Raw genomic sequence first — 18573 nt, forward strand, 5'->3', positions numbered from 1 at the left:
CTCCTTGCCCTTGCTTGTCACTACCGCAGGCGGTTTCGGGTCCCGTAACCCTCAGCCGAAAACCGCCTCTACATCTCTTAACTTCTATCAGTTGATGCGATCGACCACGTAATCGGCCAGCGCACGAAGGCGCTCGGCATTACCCAGCGATTCGCTCGCCGCGTGGGCATCGGCGCGCAATTTTTCCGCGTAGCCGCGCGCGCCGTCCAATCCCATCAGCGACACATACGTCGGCTTGTCGTTGGCGGCGTCTTTGCCGGCCGTCTTGCCGAGCGTCGCCGAATCGGCGGTTGCGTCGAGAATATCGTCGACCACCTGGAAGGCCAGGCCAACCGCCGCCGCGTAAGCATCGAGCGCGGCGCTTTCGTCGTCCGACAACGCGCGGCCGCAAATGGCGCCCATGCGCAGCGAAGCACGCAACAGCGCACCGGTCTTCAGACGATGCATGTTTTCCAGTTGCGCTTGCGTGAGCTTGATACCGACGCTCTCCAGATCGATGGCTTGACCGCCAGCCATGCCCAGCGCACCCGAGGCAACCGCCAGTTCGCGCACCAAGGCGAGCGATTGGGCCGCACTCAGATCCGACGTGGCTTCGCCCAGCAGCGCGAACGCCTGGGTTTGCAGACCGTCGCCTGCGAGCAGGCCGGTCGCTTCGTCATATTGCACGTGTACCGTGGGCTTGCCGCGACGCAGATCGTCATCGTCCATGCACGGCAAATCGTCGTGTACGAGCGAGTAGGCGTGGATCATCTCCACAGCGCTGGCCGCCCGGTCGAGTGCCGCTTCGCTGGCCTGCGTCACTTCGCCAGCCGCAAAACACAGCAGCGGGCGCACCCGCTTGCCGCCGCCCAGAACGGCGTAACGCATTGCATCGTTGAGTCGTGCCGAGCCGCCATCGGCTGCCTTGGGCAGCGCGGCGTCGAGCGCCTGTTCCACACGAGCCTGCACCGCCTGCATCCAGGCCTTGATATTCTGATCCGCCATCGTCTTCGTCCTGCACGTGCCTCAGCGGCCGTGCGTGTTATGGGTCGCCATGCGGCGCGATTTCCGCGCCTTTTTATTCACATGCCGTTTATTCGTCGCGGGTCGCGTCGAGCGGCTTCAAAGTTTCGCCCTCGAGCACCTTGACCTGCTGCTCCACCTTTTCGAGCAAACCCTGGCAGTATTTCACCAGCGCTGCACCGCGCCGGTATGCCCCCAGCGATTCCTCCAGACCCAACTCTCCGCCTTCCATCCGAGCGACGAGCTGTTCGAGCTCGGCGAGGGCGGCTTCATAGGTCTCGGGCAGGTCTTGCGGCACGTCGGGTGCCGCGTCTTGCGACTTTGCAGTCTTGGCCATAAACGCAAAATTCGGGTCGAATGTTCCATTTTACGGCAAAAGCGTCCCAACTCGCAGAGCGCGAATTGCCTGAAAAGGGCTTGAGACGACATTTTTCGGACATTATTTAACGCAAATCATGGACTTAGCAGCCCCTTGAAGCGCATACCGGGTATAATCGTCGGTTCCCCTAAATCGATTTTTCGATGGTTGGGTTGTTCACTGCTTTCCAAGCTCGACGGGAGTGGGAATGTCCAATCTAAGCAGCGCATTGCAATTGAAACCGGCCTCGAGCCAATTGCCGGTCTACACGTACTTCGACGAGGCCCTCTTGGCCCGCGAGCGTGAAGTCCTTTTCCAACATGGCCCACGCTACGTGGGCCATGAATTGATGGTCCCGGAAGCGGGTGATTATTTTGCCCTTCCGGCTGAGCAGGAAGGCCGCATGCTGGTCCGCAACGGTGCGGGCGAGCACGGCGGTATCGAACTGCTCTCCAACGTCTGCCGCCACCGCCAGGCGGTCATGCTCAATGGCCGTGGCAACGCGCGCAACATCGTGTGCCCGCTTCACCGCTGGACTTACGACACGAAGGGCGAACTGCTCGGCGCGCCGCATTTCCCGGAAAAGCCCTGCCTGAATCTCGGCAAGTTCCCGCTGCAACGCTGGAACGGTTTGCTGTTCGAGGCAGAAGGCCGTGATGTGCAGGCCGATCTCGCCCGACTGGGCGTGAAGCACCATCTCGACTTCTCGAACTTCATGTTCGATCACGTCGAAGTGCACGAATGTAACTACAACTGGAAGACGTTCATCGAGGTGTACCTCGAGGACTATCACGTCGTGCCGTTCCACCCGGGCCTCGGCAGCTTCGTCTCGTGCGAAGACCTGAGCTGGGAATTCGGCGACTGGTATAGCGTCCAGACGGTTGGCGTACATGAAGGCCTCGCCAAGCCGGGCAGCCCGATCTACCGGCAGTGGCACGACGTGCTGTTGCGCTATCGCGAAGGCGTCCCGCCCGACTTCGGCGCGATCTGGATGGTGTACTACCCGCATCTGATGATCGAGTGGTATCCGCACGTGTTGGTCGTGTCGTGGCTCATTCCGCGTGGTCCGCAGAAAACGACGAACATCGTCGAGTTCTATTACCCCGAGGAAATCGCCCTCTTCGAGCGCGAATTCATCGAGGCGGAACGGGCCGCGTACATGGAAACCGCCCGCGAAGACGACGAGATCGCCGAGCGCATGGATGCCGGGCGTCGAGCGCTGTACGAGCGCGGCGTGTCCGAGGTCGGCCCGTATCAAAGCCCGATGGAAGATGGCATGCAACACTTCCACGAGTTTCTGCGCCGTCAAATGGGTGACTTTTAGGCCACTCCCCGTTGGAGTCTCACCACATGAGACAACGATGTCCCGCCTGAGAGACTGAATTAAATATTTGCCGAAAAAAGCGAAAGCGGCGGGCCATGTGCCCGCCGTTTTCGTTAGAATCGTCGCCATGCTTTCGATAGTTACCGAGCGACGAAGGCATCATCCGCCACCCGTTCGGCTCAGATGCGCGCTCGATAGCTCCTCATCGCCGCCTGTCGGCCACAATTCGCCATGCAATCGCTCTGGATGTTGGTCTCCGCCTTCATGTTCACGTTGATGGGGCTCTGCATCAAGCTGGCGGCGAACGAATACAACACCGGCGAAATCGTCCTCTACCGAAGTCTAATCGGCGTCATCGTGCTGCTGGTGATCGCCCGCATGCGCGGCCAGACGATTCGCACGCGCCATCTCGGCTCCCACGTCAAACGCAGCACGGCAGGCGTCATCTCGCTCGGGCTGTGGTTCTATTCGCTCACGCAGTTGCCGCTCTCGACGGCGATGACGCTTAACTACATGTCGCCGATCTGGATTTCGCTACTCGTCATGGCGACGGCGGCCATGCGCGGCAGTTTTCGCACCGATTTCCGGCTCGTTGCCGCCATCTTCGCGGGATTTGTCGGCGTGGCACTGCTCCTGCAACCGACCATCGACAGTCAGGCATGGGTTGCCGGGTTGGCTGGCGTGATTTCCGGTGTGTTCTCGGCCATTGCCTATATGCAGGTGAAGGAACTGGGTGCCGCCGGTGAGCCGGACTGGCGCATCGTCTTCTATTTCTCTGCGGGCGGTGTGCTGCTCGGGTTGGGCTGGGTTGCCATCGACGGCATGCATGCGATGACCTGGCGTGGCGCGGGTCTGATGCTCGGCATCGGCATCGCCGCGCTCATCGCCCAAACGGCGCTCACACGGGCATTCAGCCTGGGCAATACGCTGGTCACGGCGAATCTGCAATATTCCGGCGTAATCTTCGCTACACTGATCAGCATGCTTGTCTGGGACGATTGGCCCGCGCTCGCCGGCTGGATCGGCATGCTGCTTATTGTGGCGAGCGGCATGACCGCACTTCGCCGACCTGCGACCACCGCCTGAGTGGTCGCCGCGGCCTCGCCCGCCCTCTCCCCCCACGCCCGTCTGCGGAGTTGTCATGGTTCACACGCATTTCACTACGCTTATCAGCCCGCAAAATCTCGATGCGCTGATGCAAACGGCCGCCGGTGGCGGTGCCCCGGTCATCATCTTCGATTGCCGCTTCGATCTCGCCAACCCGGCGGCCGGTGAAGCGGCCTACGTCGAAGGCCACATCTTTGGCGCGTTCTACGCACATCTCGAACGCGATCTGTCCGGCAAGCCCACCGGCAAGAACGGACGCCACCCGTTGCCCGAGCGCGACGCCCTCGTGCGCCATCTGGCTTCGTGTGGTCTGTCGAAAGGGCAACAGGTCGTGGCCTACGATGCACAGGGCGGCATGTACGCCGCTCGCCTATGGTGGCTGCTGCGCTGGCTCGGTCACGAGTCGGTCGCGGTACTCGATGGCGGCTTGCAGGCTTGGCAAAGCGCGGGCTTCAAGCTCGACGCCGCGCCGCCGGAAGCCCCGCCCGAGGGCGACTTCACGCCGGGCGAACCGCTGGCCACCACGGCAGACGCCGCCGCCATCGAGCGCAATCTCAGTTCGCATGAGCGGCTAGTGATCGATGCTCGCGCGCCGGACCGATATCGCGGCGAGAACGAAACCATCGACCCGATCGGTGGCCACATTCCCGGCGCAGCGAACCGCTTCTTCAAGGACAACCTTGGACCAGATGGACGCTTCAAGCCTGCCGCGACACTCCGCGAGGAATTCATTCAGGTCATCGGCAAAGATCGTCAGCCGGAGCGCGTGATTTCGCAGTGTGGCTCGGGCGTCACGGCTTGCCACAACCTGCTCGCAATGGAAGTCGCCGGTCTGCACGGCGCCAGCCTCTACCCGGGCTCGTGGAGCGAATGGTGCGCCGACAAACGCCGCCCCGTGTCGACAGGCTCGCAGCCTTAAGTTGCCGCGACGAGCATCGAATCAACGTCAGCACCACAAAACGAAAAGAGCATCCCGAGGGATGCTCTTTTTCATTGGCAACTTCCACCTCTGCCCGACGTATCGGCGAAGCGCCTAGCGGCTCAATCCCGCGACTGCCCCGCCGACTTCCCGGCATCGTGCCCGCCCACCAACGCCAGCGCGTTACCGCCGTTGTCGTGGTCATGCCCGTGACCATGTTCGTGATCGTGGCCATTGAGCCAGACCACCAGTGCGAGTCCCACGGCGATCAACAGAATCTGCGGCAGTGCATCGCGCGGCGAAGTACGGCGCTGCATTTGCGGCATCAAATCCGACACGGCGATGTAGATAAAGCTGCTCGCCGCCAACGCCAGCAAATACGGGATCAGGCTTTGCAGCCGGTCGAGCATGAAATAGCCGAGCACGCCGCCAGCCAACGCCGTCAGGCTCGATGCCAGCGTAAGCACCAGCGCCTTGCGACGGTTAAACCCGGCATTGAGCAGTACCATGAAGTCGCCGAGCTTGTGCGCCACCTCATGCACCGTGATCGACACCGTTGCCGCCACCCCCAGCCGCGGGTCCGTCAGGAACGCGGCAGCAATCACCACGCCGTCGGCGAAGTTATGAATCGCACTGCCCACGAGGATCATCCAGCCGCCTTTACCGGCCTCATGGGCATCGTGCCCGTGCTCGTGATGATGCCCGTCACCTTCGTGATGATGGCTATGGCGCAGCAACGCCAACTTTTCCAGCAAGAAGAAACCGAGCAGCCCGCCAAGCAGCCAGCGCGTGATGACATGGGCATCGACGTGCGACTCAAGACTCTCCGGCAGCAGATGCAGCAACGCCGTGCCGAGTAGCACGCCCGCCGAGAAGCTGACCATCTTGTCGATAAGCCGCGACAACAGCCCCAGCGAGAGCGAGGCCGCACCGGCCAGACTCAACGCGCCCGAAGCGAGCGTGGCAATAACAATGAAAACAAGAATGGCGTCGATGGTGATTCTCCCGCAGGCAAGGCGGCGATTTAACCAGCTTTTCCGCTGTCAGGCAAACCGTCGTCGAGATGAGCCACGACGGCTTACCCTGGCGATGCCGTGAATTCCGGTGCGCCGTTCAGGCCTGCCAGGTCTGCCAGGTCTTCCGAACCGGTTGACCGGTCAAGCCACGCCGTGATTGCGGAACCACTCCAGCGCCTTCGCCCATCCCGCCTTGGCGTCGGCTTCCACATAGCTGGCCCGATAGTCGGCAAAGAACGCGTGCCCCGAGTTCGGGAACACCACCAGTTCCGATGCCTTCGACGCCGCGTTGCCCTTGGCGAGCGCCGCGCGCGCCTGCTCGACGCTGGCCACCGGAATGCCGGTGTCCTTGCCGCCATACATACCGAGCAACGGCGCATGGAGCTGACCGGCAATGTCGATCGGATTACGCGGGAAGCTGGCGTTCGTGTCGCCCACGATACGCCCGTACCAGGCAACGGCTGCCTTCACGTTCGGGTTGTAAGCGTCGTACAACCACGTGATGCGCCCGCCCCAGCAGAAGCCCGTAATCCCCAGCCGTTTCTCGTCGCCGCCATTGGCCATCGCCCACTTCACCGTGGCATCGATGTCGGTCAGCACTTGTTGATCGGGCGTCTTGGCGACGATCTGCGACTGAATTTCGGCGATGGTGCCCAGCGATTGCGGATCCCCCGCGCGGGCGAACAATTCCGGTGCCAGCGCCAGATAGCCCAGCTTGGCGAAACGGCGGCAGATATCAGCGATATGTTGGTGCACGCCGAAAATCTCCGAGACCACGATGATCGTCGGCAGATGTGTCTTGCCCGCCGGCTTGGCGTAATACACCGGCATCTTGATACCGGGCACGTCGAGCATCACCTCGCCCACATCGAGCCCCTGCGTGTCGGTGGTGATCGTTTCGGCCGCCACCGGCAGGACCGCCAGTGCGAATGCCGATCCGACGGCCGTCTTCAGAAAATCGCGCCGGTTACGCGGCGCCACTTCGGGCACGAGACTATCCAGATCTGCTTGCGACATGTCGCACTCCAGGAGAAAGCGGTGGGTGAGAAAAAACGACGGGAAGACAACAGGAAGGTCGCAACGCGCCATTGATTCCGGCCGCGATAGGACGTTTGGATATTACTAGAAAGCGTGCGTCACTTGCACTAGGCGGGACGCTCACCAGCTCTCGGAAGCGTCCGAAAACTGGCAAACGCGGCAAGCCATGGGGCGGCAGCGGGCGCAGCAAAGTCTCGCGAAAGACAGGCCGCCCGCACCGCCGACACTGGAATCAATGGAGTTTGACGCGCGGCACCGTCGAGCGGCGCAGGCGATTCGCCACGGTGTCGAGCATCATGCGCCACACGCCGTGCAGCGCCGCCACGTGCATGCGATAGAGCGACGTGTACATCACCCGCGCGAACAACCCTTCGATGAACATGCTGCCGCCGATCAGACCGCCCATCAGGTTGCCCACCGCGCTGAACTTACCCAACGAGACGAGTGAACCGAAGTCGCGGTAAGTGAACGTCGGCAAGCTCTGCCCTTTCAACCGTGCCTCGATCGCCTTCACCAGAAAGCTTGCCTGCTGGTGGGCCGCCTGCGCGCGCGGGGGCACGAAGCCGTGGTCGGGCCACGCACAACTGGCGCAATCGCCGAACGCGAAGATGTCCGGATCGGTCACGCTTTGCAGCGTCGGTTGCACTTCGATCTGGTTCAGCCGGTTGACGGCCAGCCCCAGCGTGCCCAGCACAGCGGGGGCCGTGATACCCGCCGACCACACGGTGATATCTGCCGGCAACACCTTGCCGCCCGTCGTGGTCACCTCGTTCGGCCGCACTTCCGCTACCGAATCGCCGCACAGAATATCGACGTCGAGTTTGCCGAGCAAACCGGCCACTGCACTCGACACCCGTTCCGGCAGCGCCTTGAGAATGCGCGGACTCGATTCGATGATGGTGATGCGCACGTCCTTGCGCGGGTCGAGCTTCAGGCCGTACGAGCGCAGCACTTCTGCCGTATTGCGCAGTTCCGCCGAGAGCTCCACGCCCGTCGCACCCGCACCGACGATCACCAAATTGACCTTGCGGCGATCTTCGGCACTGATCGTGACACTTGAGGCACCCCCCGTTGCAGGCGTCGCGTCGGGCGAGGTCGCGCCAGCGGGCGGCGCGGCATCTGCGCTCGGTGCCACCGGCGGGGTCTGTGCTGCGTTCTGTGCGCGCACGCATGCGGCCATCAACCGGCGGCGGAAGCGCTCTGCCTGTTCGACGGTGTCGAGAGCAATGGTGTTTTCCTGCGCGCCTTTCACACCGAAGAAGTTGGTCGTGCTGCCGATCGCGAGCACGAGCGTGTCGTACGGCAACGTGCGTTCGGGCAGCAGATCACCCTCGCCTTCATCGGCCGCCGCAGGCAGCGCGGCGAGCGTGATCGTCTTGGCCGCGCGGTCGAGACCGATCATCTCGCCAGCGGCAAATTCGAAGTGATGCCAGTTGGCCTGCGCAACGTAAGAGAGCTGATGCGTCGCCGTGTCCATCACGCCCGCAGCGACTTCGTGCAGCAGCGGTTTCCAGATGTGCGACATGGAACGATCGACCAACGTAATCTGAACGTCCTTGCCACGCCCGTACTTGTCACCCAAGCGGGTAACCAGTTCCAGACCACCGGCGCCACCGCCGACCACCACGATACGATGCACACTCACGATAACTCCCCGCGCTTGAAAACCAACCGGCCGGTCGGCATTTCGCCGCCCGGCAATAGCGATCACCTTACCGCAGAGTGCGGTCATAGGGTATGCCTCAATCCCTATTTCCGCTATTGCGTAACACCGGTGTCGGCCGGTGTCAGCCGATATCAGTGCGCCTGCTCCCAGTTTTCGCCCACACCGACTTCGGCCACGAGCGGCACACGCAGCTTCGCCACGCCGCACATCAGCTCCGGCAAGCGCTTCTTAACTTCTGCCAATTCATGATCGGGCACTTCGAGCACCAATTCGTCGTGCACCTGCATGATCTGACGCGTCTTCAAACCGCTGTCGTCAAGCCAGCGCTGCACCGCGATCATCGACAGCTTGATGAGGTCGGCCGCCGTGCCTTGCATCGGCGCGTTAATCGCGGCACGCTCCGCGGCCTGACGGCGCGGCCCGTTTCCGCCATTGATATCGGGTAGCCACAGGCGTCGGCCGAATACCGTCTCGACAAAACCGCGCGCCTTGGCGCTCTTGCGGGTCTCGTCCATATAGCGCGCCACGCCCGGGTAGCGCATGAAGTAACGGTCGATGTATTGCTTCGCGGCATCGCGCTCGATGCCGAGATTCGCCGCCAGCCCGAACGCACTCATGCCGTAGATCAGACCGAAGTTGATGACCTTGGCGTAACGGCGCTGCTCCGAAGACACTTCGAGCGGCGTCACCGCGAAGATTTCCGCAGCGGTAGCGCGGTGGATGTCTTCGCCATTGGCAAACGCGCGCAACAGGCTTTCATCGCCCGAGATATGCGCCATGATGCGCAGCTCGATCTGCGAGTAGTCCGCCGACACCAATTGGCTGCCCGGCGGCGCCACGAACGCCTCGCGAATGCGGCGGCCTTCGGCGGTGCGCACGGGGATGTTCTGCAAATTCGGATCGTTCGATGCCAGTCGGCCCGTGATCGCCACGGCCTGCGCGTAATTCGTGTGCACGCGGCCGGTGTTCGGGTTCACCATCTTCGGCAGCTTGTCGGTGTAGGTCGACTTGAGCTTGGCGAGCCCTCGGTTCTCGAGCAGCACCTTCGGCAGCGGGTAATCTTCAGCCAGCTTCTGCAACACCTCTTCGTCGGTCGACGGCGCACCGCTCGCGGTCTTCTTGACCACCGGCAGTTGCAGTTGGGTGAAGAAGATGTCCGCGATTTGCTTGGGGGAATTCAGGTTGAACGTCTGACCGGCCAGCGCGTAGGCTTCGGCTTCGAGCGTGACCAGACGCCGTCCGATCTCGTCGCTCTGTGCGGCCAGCCGTGCCGTATCCACCAGCACGCCGTTACGCTCGATGCGTTGCAGCACGCGCGCAGTCGGCATTTCAATATCGGCATAGACGAATTCGAGTGTCGCTTCGCGGGCGATATCGGGGTACAACGCGCGGTGCAAACGCAGGGTGATGTCGGCGTCTTCCGCGGCGTACTGTGTCGCCTGCTCCACGCTCACTTCGTCGAAGCCGATCTGCTTCGTGCCCTTGCCGCAGACGTCTTCGTACTTGATCGTCGTCAAGCCGAGATGGCGCGACGCGAGGCTATCCATGTCGTGACTGCGGTGCGATTCCAGCACGTACGATTGCAGCAGCGTGTCGTGCGCAATGCCGTTCAGATGGATGCCGTAGTTCTCGAGCACGTGCGAGTCGTACTTGAGGTTTTGGCCGACCTTCTTGTGCGCGGGATCTTCCAGCCAGCCCTTCAGGCGGGCGAGCACTTCGTCACGCGGCAGTTGCTCGACTTCGCCGGGTGCTCGGTGCGCCACCGGAATGTACGCCGCGCGGCCGGGTTCGCACGAGAACGACAAGCCCACGAGTTGCGCTTGCATCGCGTCGAGCGAGGTGGTTTCGGTGTCGAACGCGGTGAGTTCCGCCGCCTCGATGATCTTCATCCACGCGTCGAACTGTTCCCACGTGAGGACGGCTTCGTAGTGACGTTCGATCGTGTCTGCCTGAGGCGCGGGCGCTTCGTCGCCAGTCTTCTCGGCCACCGCCGCTTCGGCTTCGCGCAGCAGCGTCTTGAAACCATGGCGTGCGAAGAAATCGCGCAGCGTCTGGGCATCTTCGGGCTGCGTTTGCAAGCTGGCTTCGATAGAGGTCACTTGCGGCGTGAGGTCGCAATCGAGTGCGACCGTCACGAGCTTGCGGCCCATCGGCAGCCAGTCGAGAGCGCGGCGCAGGTTCTCGCCGACGGCGCCCTTCACCTCAGCGGCATTCGCGACGAGATTGTCGAGGTCGCCGTATTGCGTGAGCCACTTCACCGCCGTTTTCGGCCCGCACTTATCGACGCCCGGCACGTTATCGACCGTGTCACCCACCAGCGTGAGATAGTCGACGATGCGCGCAGGCGGCACGCCGAATTTGGCTTCGACAGCCGCGGCATCGAGCGTTTCGTTGGTCATCGTGTTCACGAGCGTGACGCGATCGTTGACCAGTTGCGCGAGATCCTTATCGCCCGTGGAGACGACCACGCGCATGCCGAGTTCGGCGGCGCGCTTGGCGAGTGTGCCGATCACGTCGTCGGCTTCCACGCCGTCGATCATGAGTAGCGGCCAGCCCATCGCGCGTACGGCTTCGTGAATCGGTTCGATTTGCGCACGCAGATCGTCGGGCATCGACGGACGGTTCGCCTTGTACTCGGGGTACCAATCATCGCGAAACGTCTTGCCCTTGGCGTCGAAAACGCAGGCGCTATACTCTGCTTGTACGTCTTTACGCATGCGACGCAGCATGTTGACGATGCCGTGCAGCGCGCCCGTGGGCTCGCCATTGGGGCCGCGCAAATCCGGCAGGGCGTGATAGGCTCGATAAAGATAACTCGAACCATCGACCAATAAGAGCGTCTTACCTTCCAGACTTTGCTGTTCCGACATATGACCAAGAGAAGAAAAGTGATACCGAGTCTGCGCATGCTGGCAGACCATGAGCGCGCCACTGCAAAGAAGGCGCGCGCGTCGTGGCAGATGTTCACGATTATGGCAGAGTTCATCGAGGCGACCGAGTACCTGTCCGAGATCCGGCCGGCCGTGAGCATCTACGGCAGCGCGCGCATCAAACCCAAGTCGCCGTTCTACAAATTGACGATGACCATCGCCCGCAAGTTCTCAGACAGCGGCTTCGCGGTGATCTCCGGCGGCGGCCCCGGCATCATGGAAGCGGCGAACAAGGGCGCGCACGGCGGCGCCTCGCCGACGGTGGGCCTGAACATCGAACTGCCGCACGAACAGAAGGGCAACCAGTACCAGGACATCTCGCTGCGTTTTCGCCATTTCTTCACGCGCAAAGTCACGTTCGTGAAGAATTCCGATGCGTTCATCATCATGCCCGGCGGCTTTGGCACGCTCGACGAGTTGTCCGAAGTACTGACGCTGATTCAAACGCAGAAGTCGCGGCACGTGCCGGTGATTCTGGTCGGCACGGAGTTCTGGAAGGGGCTGCTCGATTGGGTGCGCTCGACCATGCTGCCGATGGGACTGATCGGTGAAAAGGACCTCGATCTCGTGCAAGTCATCGACGATCCCGATGAGATTCTGAAAGCCGTGTTCGACTTCTACGACGGGCACATCGAACCCGAGACCGAGACGAGCGAGAAGATGTTCTATCTGTAACGCCCGCTCTGCCCGCTCAGACGATGCAAACGAAAACGGCGCCGCAAGGCGCCGTTTCTCGTTCTACCGCATAGCGAACTTAGCAACCGGTCTCGCGCGGCGTGGTCTCCACTTCCAGCCCGAAGAACGGGCGCAGGCGCGTGCCGAACACATTGCCGAAGAACGCGGCCACGAGCCACAGCCAGCCATGCAGGCTGCCCGAGATGATGCCGCTGAAGTAGGCACCGATATTGCAGCCGTACGCCAGACGCGCGCCGTAGCCGAGCAGCAAACCGCCCACGACGGCGGCCAGCAGCGAGCGCACAGGAATCTTCCACACCGGCGCGAACTTACCGGCGATCGAGGCCGCTGCAAGCGCGCCGAGGATGATGCCGATGTCCATGACCGTGGTGACGTCCTGCGTGACCGGCGCGTTCAGCACGGCCGTCTGCTTGGCCCAGTACGGCCACGAGGCCACATCGACGCCCATCGCCATGAAGGCCTTGGCACCCCACAACGCAAATGCCGACGTCACGCCCCACGGACGCCCTGCGAGCGCAAGCGTCGCGAAGTTGAGCAGCACCAGCGCCAGCGCACCCCACAGCAACGGCCACGGACCGCGCAACAGCGCCGGACGCCCCTTCGCACTCTGGGTCATCGGCACCCCGACGACCCGCCCGTGACGGCGCTTTTCAGCCCACAACGTGAACGCGCCGATGGCGGCGAACAGCGCAAGATTGGCAATCAGCGCGGGCCACAAGCCCCACACCTTCACGAGCGACACCGGCTTGATATGGGGCAGCGACTCCCACCACGGCAGATGCGCCGTTGCCACCACCGATCCGACGACAAATGCCGCCAGCGTCACGATCATGCGCGTGCTGCCCCCGCCCACGGTGTAGAGCGTGCCCGACGCACACCCACCGCCGAGTTGCATGCCCACGCCGAAGATAAACGCACCGAACGCCACCGAGACGCCGACCGGCGAGACCAAACCCACGACCTTGTTACCGAACAGCGTGCCGTCGGCCAATGCCGGGAAGAACAGCACCACGCCCACGGCGAGCATCACCATCTGCGCGCGCAACCCGGCGCCGCGACGGTCGGCGATAAACACGCGCCAGGCCGACGTGAAGCCGAACGCCGCGTGATAAAGCGCCACGCCGAGCAACGCGCCCACACCGGCGAGCGCCGCCTGCTTCGGGCCGACCGTGGCTTGCAAATAGGCAATGCCAACGGCGATCAGCACCAGCGCAATGGCGAGCGGACGGGCGTTATACGACGTAGGGGACGAGGGCGAGGGCGGCGCCGTTTTGACGGCGGCAGCAGCTGCGGAAGACGACATGGCTTACAGACTCCGAAAATGCAGATGGGTGGCACCGGGCCACCCATTAAGACAACTTCGCAGCATGCCAGAACCCGAGGCGAGCGAAAACGAACGATTCGTGATTCGCTTATAAGCACAGGTAATAAGCAAATCTTCCCGGTGCGCGATGGTTTCGGTCGACAGCACGGGCACCATTGTTATGAATTGTGAAGAATCGGCCCCAAAATGGCTGAACGCAAGTAACCACGGTGCTTAGCGCCATATTTCACGATGCGAAGTGGGGCACGTTTGATAGAATGCACGTATTGGAACCCATTGCGCCGGCACGCCACACAGCCGCCTCGACGCGGATGCGTTCCCGCCCTCGGAGAATAATGATGAAAACGCTCTTGTCACGCGCCCTCCCCCTGGCCCTCGGTGCCAGCCTGCTGTTCGCCGGCCAGGTTTTCGCCCAAGATGCCAAGGAAACATCCGCACAAGCCGCCAAACGTGAGGCCGACGCGCGTGCCGCCGCCACGAGCAACGCCACCGTCGACGTCAATCAGGAACGCAAGCCGAGCTTCTACGTCGACGACAAGGGCACCACCGTGACCGAGTACCGCGATCGCGGCAAGCCCACCGAAATCGACGTGCATTCGCGCTTCGGCACCAATTACCAACTGACCACGCCGCAAGACAACGCGCCGAAGATCCGCGACAACACGTCGCAAACCGATCGTCTGCCGTCTGTCGGTCTGAAGTTCTAACGTCGGCTCAGGGGTCTCGAATGAGACCTCTGCGATTCCGTCTGTTATCCTGCCCCACTCACCGCTGACACGCGAGCGCCACGCATTTCCGCCCTCGCGCCAGTTTTCGCCAAGCGGCCCGCTGCACGTGCGCGGGCCGTTTGTTTGAGTCTTATCCACCCGACGCACGCATGGCCGTTTTCACTTCCGTCTCGCCCGAGCAGCTCGATGAGTGGCTGCAACGCTACGATTTGGGGAAAGTTCTCGACTTCCGAGGCATCAGCTCCGGCATTGAGAACACCAATTACTTCCTGACGACCGAGCGCGGTGAGTTCGTTCTGACGCTGTTCGAAAAGCTCACCGCGACGCAGTTGCCGTTTTACCTGCAATTGATGGGGCATCTGGCGCATCACAGCGTGCCGGTGCCCGACCCGATCCCTGATCGCACGGGCGAGATTCTCGGTGAGTTGAACGGCAAACCGGCCACCATCGTGACGAAGCTGGCGGGCCGCTCGGAACTGGCCCCCACGCCCGCGCACTGCGCCCATGTCGGTGCGATGCTCGCGCGCATGCATCTGGCCGGACGCGATTACACGCTGGAGCAAGCGAATTTGCGCAGCCTGCCGTGGTGGCGTGAAGCCGCACCGGCCGTCAAGCCGTACCTGAGCGCCGCCGAGCTCGCGCTGCTGGAAAGCGAAATGGCGCATCAGGAAGCGTTTTTTGCCTCCGGCGACTATCGCGCCATGCAGGCCGGTCCGTGCCACTGCGATCTGTTTCGCGACAACGTGCTGTTCGACAAGGACGAAGACGGTGCGCCCCGTTTGGGCGGTTTCTTCGACTTCTACTTTGCCGGCTGCGACAAGTGGTTGTTCGACCTTGCGGTGACCGTGAACGACTGGTGCTGCGACCTGAGCACCGGCGTACTCGACGACGCCCGCGTGCACGCGATGCTGCGTGCGTATGAGACAGTACGTCCGCTGACCGACATCGAGGCGTCGCACTGGCGCGACATGCTCAGAGCCGGCGCGCTGCGCTTCTGGCTCTCGCGCCTGTATGATTTTCATTTGCCGCGCGCGGCCGAAATGCTCAAACCGCACGATCCGGGGCATTTCGAACGAATCCTGCGCCAACGCATCGAAGCCGTTTCCATTCCCTGGCTGTGACCCGACGCCCAATCGGAGCAAATCGAACCTTATGCAATTGCTTGAAGTCCCGCCGAAGAGTGGTTATGTGTGGCTGCGCCAAGGAATCTGGCTCTTCCGCAAGAACCCGCTCGCCATTCTGACGCTGCTCTTCGCCTACTTGTTCGGCGTGATGCTGCTCTCGATCCTGCCGGTCGTGGGCGCGTTTTTGCCGCTCCTGTTCATTCCCGGCCTGTCGGTCGGCTTTATGGCGGCGTGTCGCGACATCATCAAGAACAAGCCCGTCTTGCCGCCCGTGCTGCTCGACGGTTTCCGCGGTCACGGCAAGGATGTCGCGCGCCGGTTGCTCGCGTTGGGCGGTTACTACATCGCGGCGATGATCGTGGTGTTTCTGTTCTCGGCGCTCTTCGACGGCGGCGATCTGCTGAACAAGATGCTGTTCGGCACGCGCATCGACGAAGATTCGCTCACGGGCGGCACGATGCCGCAAGCCATGCTGGCCGCAGGCATCGCCTATGTGCCGGTGGCGATGGCCTTCTGGTTCGCGCCGGTACTCGTGGCCTGGCACGACATCTCGCCTGTCAAGGCATTGTTCTTTAGCTGGACGGCTTGCGTGCGCAACATGCGCGCATTCGTCGTCTACGGCATTTGCACTGCGCTTGTCGCGACGGTACTGCCGGTGATCATTGCGCTCGTGATGACGGTGGTCGGCGCAGGCAAATACGCCATGATCGTGCTGATGCCGTACTCGATCCTGTTCACCGCCGTGCTGTATTGCTCGTTCTACGCGAGCTATCGCGGCTGCTTCGGTGTGCAGGAGATTGGCGCGATCGATCCGAACGTGGCGCCGCCGGAAGCGTAAGCATCCAGCGCTGCCAAAAAAAAGGGCACCCTCGGGTGCCCTTTTTACATCTTGGCGATCAGCGAACCGATTATTCGATCGGTTGCAGCTTCGCGACAGCCAGCGCCAGCCACTTTTCGCCGTGCCGTCCGAACTTCACGTGCGCGCGCGCTTCGTCACCGGCCCCTTCCAACCCGATGATCTTGCCCTCACCGAACTTGGTGTGGAACACGCCCTGCCCGACCTTGAAGCCAGTACCCGCCGAGCGGGAACGGTCGGCGAGCGCCTGCTCCGACTTCGTCGCGGCCCACTCTTCCTGACGCGGCGCACTGACCTGCGGGCGCGAAAACCAATCGCGCCCCCATGCTGGCTCGGCTTGAGCGAGTCGCGCACCCGGCTGGGCACGCGGCGTCAGAAACTTCAGCACTTCCTCGGGAATTTCTTCGAAGAAACGCGAGCGCACGTTGTAACGCGTCTGGCCATGCAGCATGCGGCTTTGCGTGAACGAGAGGTACAGTCGCTCCTTCGCACGCGTAATCGCCACGTACATCAGGCGCCGCTCTTCTTCGAGCCCATCGAGCTCCTGCGCACTGTTTTCGTGCGGGAACAGCCCTTCCTCAAGCCCGGTCACGAAGACTGCCGTGAACTCCAGGCCCTTGGCCGCGTGCACCGTCATCAGTTGCACTGCGTCCTGCCCGGCCTCGGCCTGATTGTCACCGGCTTCGAGCGACGCATGCGATAGGAAGCCTGCGAGCGGCGTCATCTCGACCGGCGTGTCGGCATCGACTACGCCGTCGGGCGATGCCAGCACATCGGGTGCGCCCGGCAACGCGGGCCGCATGGCGATCAGGCGGGCCGGGGCGTCCAGACCGTAGCCCTCTTCCGCAATGAAGGCCGTCGCGGCGTGTACCAATTCCTGCAAGTTCTCGATGCGGTCCTGACCTTCTTTTTCCGTCTGGTAATGCGTAATCAACCCACTCGCATCGACGACGTGCGTCACCACTTCCGGCAACGTCAGACGCTCCGTGTCACGGCGCATTTGCTCGATCATGCGGACAAATGCCGTCAGATTGGTGCCCGCCTTGCCCGTCATATAGGGCACGGCAGCGTACATCGAGCAGTTGTAAAGGCGCGCCGCATCGGCGAGTTGTTCGAGCGAGCGCGCCCCGATGCCGCGCGTCGGGAAGTTGACCACCCGCGCAAACGCCGTGTCGTCGTTCGGATTCTCGATCAGCCGCAGGTACGCAAGGGCGTGCTTGACTTCCTGACGCTCGAAAAAGCGCAGTCCGCCATAAACCCGATAGGCAATACCGGCCCCGACCAGGGCGTGTTCCATCACCCGCGACTGGGCGTTGCTTCGATAAAGAATGGCGACGTCCTGCCGCGACAGCCCTTGGCCCACGAGCGCCTTGATCTCTTCGACCAGCCAGCTCGCTTCCTGAAGATCGGTCGCCGCCTCGTAGACGCGAATCGGCTCGCCGTGCCCGGCATCGGTGCGCAGGTTCTTGCCCAGACGGCGGGCGTTGTTCGAAATGAGCGCGTTGGCCGCGTCCAGAATATTGCCGTGCGAGCGGTAGTTCTGTTCCAGCTTAATCAGGTGGCGGACGCGGAATTCGCGCTCGAAGTCAGCCATGTTGCCGACGTTGGCACCACGAAACGCGTAAATACTCTGATCGTCGTCACCCACGGCAAACACGGCGCTGTTGCCGCCCGCGAGCATCTTCAGCCACGCGTATTGCAGCTTGTTCGTGTCCTGAAACTCGTCGACGAGAATGTGCCGGAAGCGCGTCTGGTAGTGCACGCGCAGCGGCTCGTTGTGTTTGAGCAACTCGAAGCAGCGCAGCAGCAGTTCGGCGAAATCGACCACACCTTCGCGCTGGCATTGCTCTTGATACGAGGCGTATAGCTCGACAAACTTCTGGTTGAACGCGTCGTTGGCCTCGACTTCGTGCGGTCGCAGGCCCTGTTCCTTGGCGTTATTGATGAAATATTGAAGATTTTTCGGCGGAAACTTCTCATCGTCGACATTGGCGGCCTTCATCATCCGCTTGATCGCGGAGAGCTGGTCGGCCTGATCGAGAATCTGGAAGCTTTGCGGCAGCCCGGCGTCCCGAAAATGGGCACGCAACATCCGGTTGCACAGCCCGTGGAAGGTGCCGATCCACATGGCCCGGGTGCTGATCGGGAGCATGGCGCCCAGACGCGCCTGCATTTCCTTGGCGGCCTTGTTCGTAAAAGTCACGGCCAGAATACCGGCCGGACCCACGTGGCCCTGCTGGATCAGCCAGGCGATGCGCGTCGTCAGCACGCGCGTTTTGCCGGAACCCGCACCCGCGAGAATCAGGGCAGGCTCGTCGGGCAGGGTCACGGCGGCCAGTTGTTCCGGGTTCAGATTGGCGAGCAAATCGGGCATGTCGGGAAGGATTTTCGAGTGAAGCCCGATTATAAATCCTGCTGCGGCGCGGAAAACGCCCCGAATCTTTTATAATTCAGGGTTTCACGCATTACACGGTCCATCCAATCC

15 protein-coding genes are annotated in these 18573 nt (G+C 62.3%); 7 read left to right on the forward strand and 8 right to left on the reverse strand.

Translation table 11 applies throughout. From position 1 onward, the window contains the following. Positions 1 to 87: 87 nt before the first annotated feature. The gene (locus PPN31114_RS20290) at positions 88 to 984 is read right to left on the reverse strand and encodes a polyprenyl synthetase family protein (RefSeq protein ID WP_150681334.1); all 897 of its coding nucleotides are present in this window, start codon (positions 982 to 984) and stop codon (positions 88 to 90) included. A gap of 88 nt (positions 985 to 1072) precedes the next feature. Beyond that, entirely contained in the window at positions 1073 to 1339 is a 267-nt protein-coding gene (locus PPN31114_RS20295; protein WP_150681335.1) for an exodeoxyribonuclease VII small subunit, read from the reverse strand. Between the two features lie 229 nt (positions 1340 to 1568). On the opposite strand from PPN31114_RS20295, the gene PPN31114_RS20300 reads away from it, so the two are divergent. The 3 genes from PPN31114_RS20300 (at position 1569) to PPN31114_RS20310 (ending at position 4710) form a co-directional block, all read left to right on the forward strand. After that, positions 1569 to 2684 carry an aromatic ring-hydroxylating oxygenase subunit alpha gene (locus PPN31114_RS20300; protein WP_150681336.1) on the forward strand — a complete coding sequence of 372 codons (1116 nt, stop codon included), beginning with the start codon at positions 1569 to 1571 and terminating at the stop codon, positions 2682 to 2684. Between the two features lie 231 nt (positions 2685 to 2915). Then, a complete protein-coding gene (locus tag PPN31114_RS20305; protein WP_150681337.1) occupies positions 2916 to 3770 on the forward strand; it encodes a DMT family transporter in 855 nt (284 codons plus the stop codon). A gap of 55 nt (positions 3771 to 3825) precedes the next feature. Beyond that, the gene (locus PPN31114_RS20310) at positions 3826 to 4710 is read left to right on the forward strand and encodes a sulfurtransferase (RefSeq protein ID WP_150681338.1); all 885 of its coding nucleotides are present in this window, start codon (positions 3826 to 3828) and stop codon (positions 4708 to 4710) included. Between the two features lie 122 nt (positions 4711 to 4832). On the opposite strand, the gene PPN31114_RS20315 is transcribed toward PPN31114_RS20310, so the two are convergent. The 4 genes from PPN31114_RS20315 to polA all read right to left on the reverse strand — a co-directional run bounded on the left by PPN31114_RS20315 (position 4833) and on the right by polA (position 11300). After that, on the reverse strand, positions 4833 to 5654 hold the full coding sequence (locus PPN31114_RS20315; protein ID WP_246182665.1) for a ZIP family metal transporter: 822 nt from the start codon (positions 5652 to 5654) through the stop codon (positions 4833 to 4835). 213 nt (positions 5655 to 5867) lie between these two features. After that, entirely contained in the window at positions 5868 to 6743 is an 876-nt protein-coding gene (locus PPN31114_RS20320; protein ID WP_150681340.1) for a dienelactone hydrolase family protein, read from the reverse strand. 253 nt (positions 6744 to 6996) lie between these two features. Beyond that, a complete protein-coding gene (locus PPN31114_RS20325) occupies positions 6997 to 8403 on the reverse strand; it encodes an NAD(P)/FAD-dependent oxidoreductase (RefSeq protein ID WP_150681733.1) in 1407 nt (468 codons plus the stop codon). Positions 8404 to 8561: 158 nt separating this feature from the next. Then, positions 8562 to 11300: a DNA polymerase I gene (gene polA, locus PPN31114_RS20330; protein WP_150681341.1), complete on the reverse strand. Its 2739-nt coding sequence runs from the start codon at positions 11298 to 11300 to the stop codon at positions 8562 to 8564. Here polA and PPN31114_RS20335 point away from each other — a divergent pair, their 5' ends adjacent. Further along, positions 11301 to 12035, forward strand: coding sequence for an LOG family protein (locus tag PPN31114_RS20335; protein WP_058377961.1), 735 nt, complete (start codon positions 11301 to 11303; stop codon positions 12033 to 12035). It begins immediately after the preceding gene. Between the two features lie 79 nt (positions 12036 to 12114). On the opposite strand, the gene PPN31114_RS20340 is transcribed toward PPN31114_RS20335, so the two are convergent. Beyond that, on the reverse strand, positions 12115 to 13359 hold the full coding sequence (locus PPN31114_RS20340) for a YeeE/YedE family protein (protein ID WP_150681342.1): 1245 nt from the start codon (positions 13357 to 13359) through the stop codon (positions 12115 to 12117). A gap of 359 nt (positions 13360 to 13718) precedes the next feature. Between PPN31114_RS20340 and PPN31114_RS20345 the strand changes: the two genes are divergently transcribed. The 3 genes from PPN31114_RS20345 to PPN31114_RS20355 all read left to right on the forward strand — a co-directional run bounded on the left by PPN31114_RS20345 (position 13719) and on the right by PPN31114_RS20355 (position 16070). Further along, on the forward strand, positions 13719 to 14087 hold the full coding sequence (locus tag PPN31114_RS20345) for a hypothetical protein (RefSeq protein ID WP_150681343.1): 369 nt from the start codon (positions 13719 to 13721) through the stop codon (positions 14085 to 14087). 170 nt (positions 14088 to 14257) lie between these two features. Beyond that, complete coding sequence (locus tag PPN31114_RS20350) at positions 14258 to 15229, forward strand: homoserine kinase (RefSeq protein ID WP_150681344.1); 972 nt, start codon at positions 14258 to 14260, stop codon at positions 15227 to 15229. 31 nt (positions 15230 to 15260) lie between these two features. Beyond that, the gene (locus tag PPN31114_RS20355) at positions 15261 to 16070 is read left to right on the forward strand and encodes a BPSS1780 family membrane protein (RefSeq protein ID WP_150681345.1); all 810 of its coding nucleotides are present in this window, start codon (positions 15261 to 15263) and stop codon (positions 16068 to 16070) included. Positions 16071 to 16140: 70 nt separating this feature from the next. Here PPN31114_RS20355 and PPN31114_RS20360 read toward each other — a convergent pair whose 3' ends face one another. Further along, positions 16141 to 18462, reverse strand: a complete 2322-nt coding sequence (locus tag PPN31114_RS20360; RefSeq protein ID WP_150681346.1) for a UvrD-helicase domain-containing protein — start codon at positions 18460 to 18462, stop codon at positions 16141 to 16143. Positions 18463 to 18573 lie beyond the last annotated feature (111 nt).

Source organism: Pandoraea pneumonica (assembly GCF_902459645.1).
In the GTDB taxonomy this organism is placed as follows: Bacteria; Pseudomonadota; Gammaproteobacteria; order Burkholderiales; family Burkholderiaceae; genus Pandoraea; species Pandoraea pneumonica.

Excerpts from the sequence above, each read along its gene's own strand:
- PPN31114_RS20305 (WP_150681337.1), top strand. The coding sequence starts at position 2,916 with ATGCAATCGCTCTGGATGTTGGTCTCCGCCTTCATGTTCACGTTGATG.
- PPN31114_RS20295 (WP_150681335.1), bottom strand. The coding sequence starts at position 1,339 with ATGGCCAAGACTGCAAAGTCGCAAGACGCGGCACCCGACGTGCCGCAA.
- PPN31114_RS20320 (WP_150681340.1), bottom strand. The coding sequence starts at position 6,743 with ATGTCGCAAGCAGATCTGGATAGTCTCGTGCCCGAAGTGGCGCCGCGT.
- PPN31114_RS20290 (WP_150681334.1), bottom strand. The coding sequence starts at position 984 with ATGGCGGATCAGAATATCAAGGCCTGGATGCAGGCGGTGCAGGCTCGT.
- PPN31114_RS20345 (WP_150681343.1), top strand. The coding sequence starts at position 13,719 with ATGAAAACGCTCTTGTCACGCGCCCTCCCCCTGGCCCTCGGTGCCAGC.
- PPN31114_RS20310 (WP_150681338.1), top strand. The coding sequence starts at position 3,826 with ATGGTTCACACGCATTTCACTACGCTTATCAGCCCGCAAAATCTCGAT.
- PPN31114_RS20360 (WP_150681346.1), bottom strand. The coding sequence starts at position 18,462 with ATGCCCGATTTGCTCGCCAATCTGAACCCGGAACAACTGGCCGCCGTG.
- PPN31114_RS20350 (WP_150681344.1), top strand. The coding sequence starts at position 14,258 with ATGGCCGTTTTCACTTCCGTCTCGCCCGAGCAGCTCGATGAGTGGCTG.
- PPN31114_RS20300 (WP_150681336.1), top strand. The coding sequence starts at position 1,569 with ATGTCCAATCTAAGCAGCGCATTGCAATTGAAACCGGCCTCGAGCCAA.
- polA (WP_150681341.1), bottom strand. The coding sequence starts at position 11,300 with ATGTCGGAACAGCAAAGTCTGGAAGGTAAGACGCTCTTATTGGTCGAT.
- PPN31114_RS20335 (WP_058377961.1), top strand. The coding sequence starts at position 11,301 with ATGACCAAGAGAAGAAAAGTGATACCGAGTCTGCGCATGCTGGCAGAC.
- PPN31114_RS20340 (WP_150681342.1), bottom strand. The coding sequence starts at position 13,359 with ATGTCGTCTTCCGCAGCTGCTGCCGCCGTCAAAACGGCGCCGCCCTCG.
- PPN31114_RS20355 (WP_150681345.1), top strand. The coding sequence starts at position 15,261 with ATGCAATTGCTTGAAGTCCCGCCGAAGAGTGGTTATGTGTGGCTGCGC.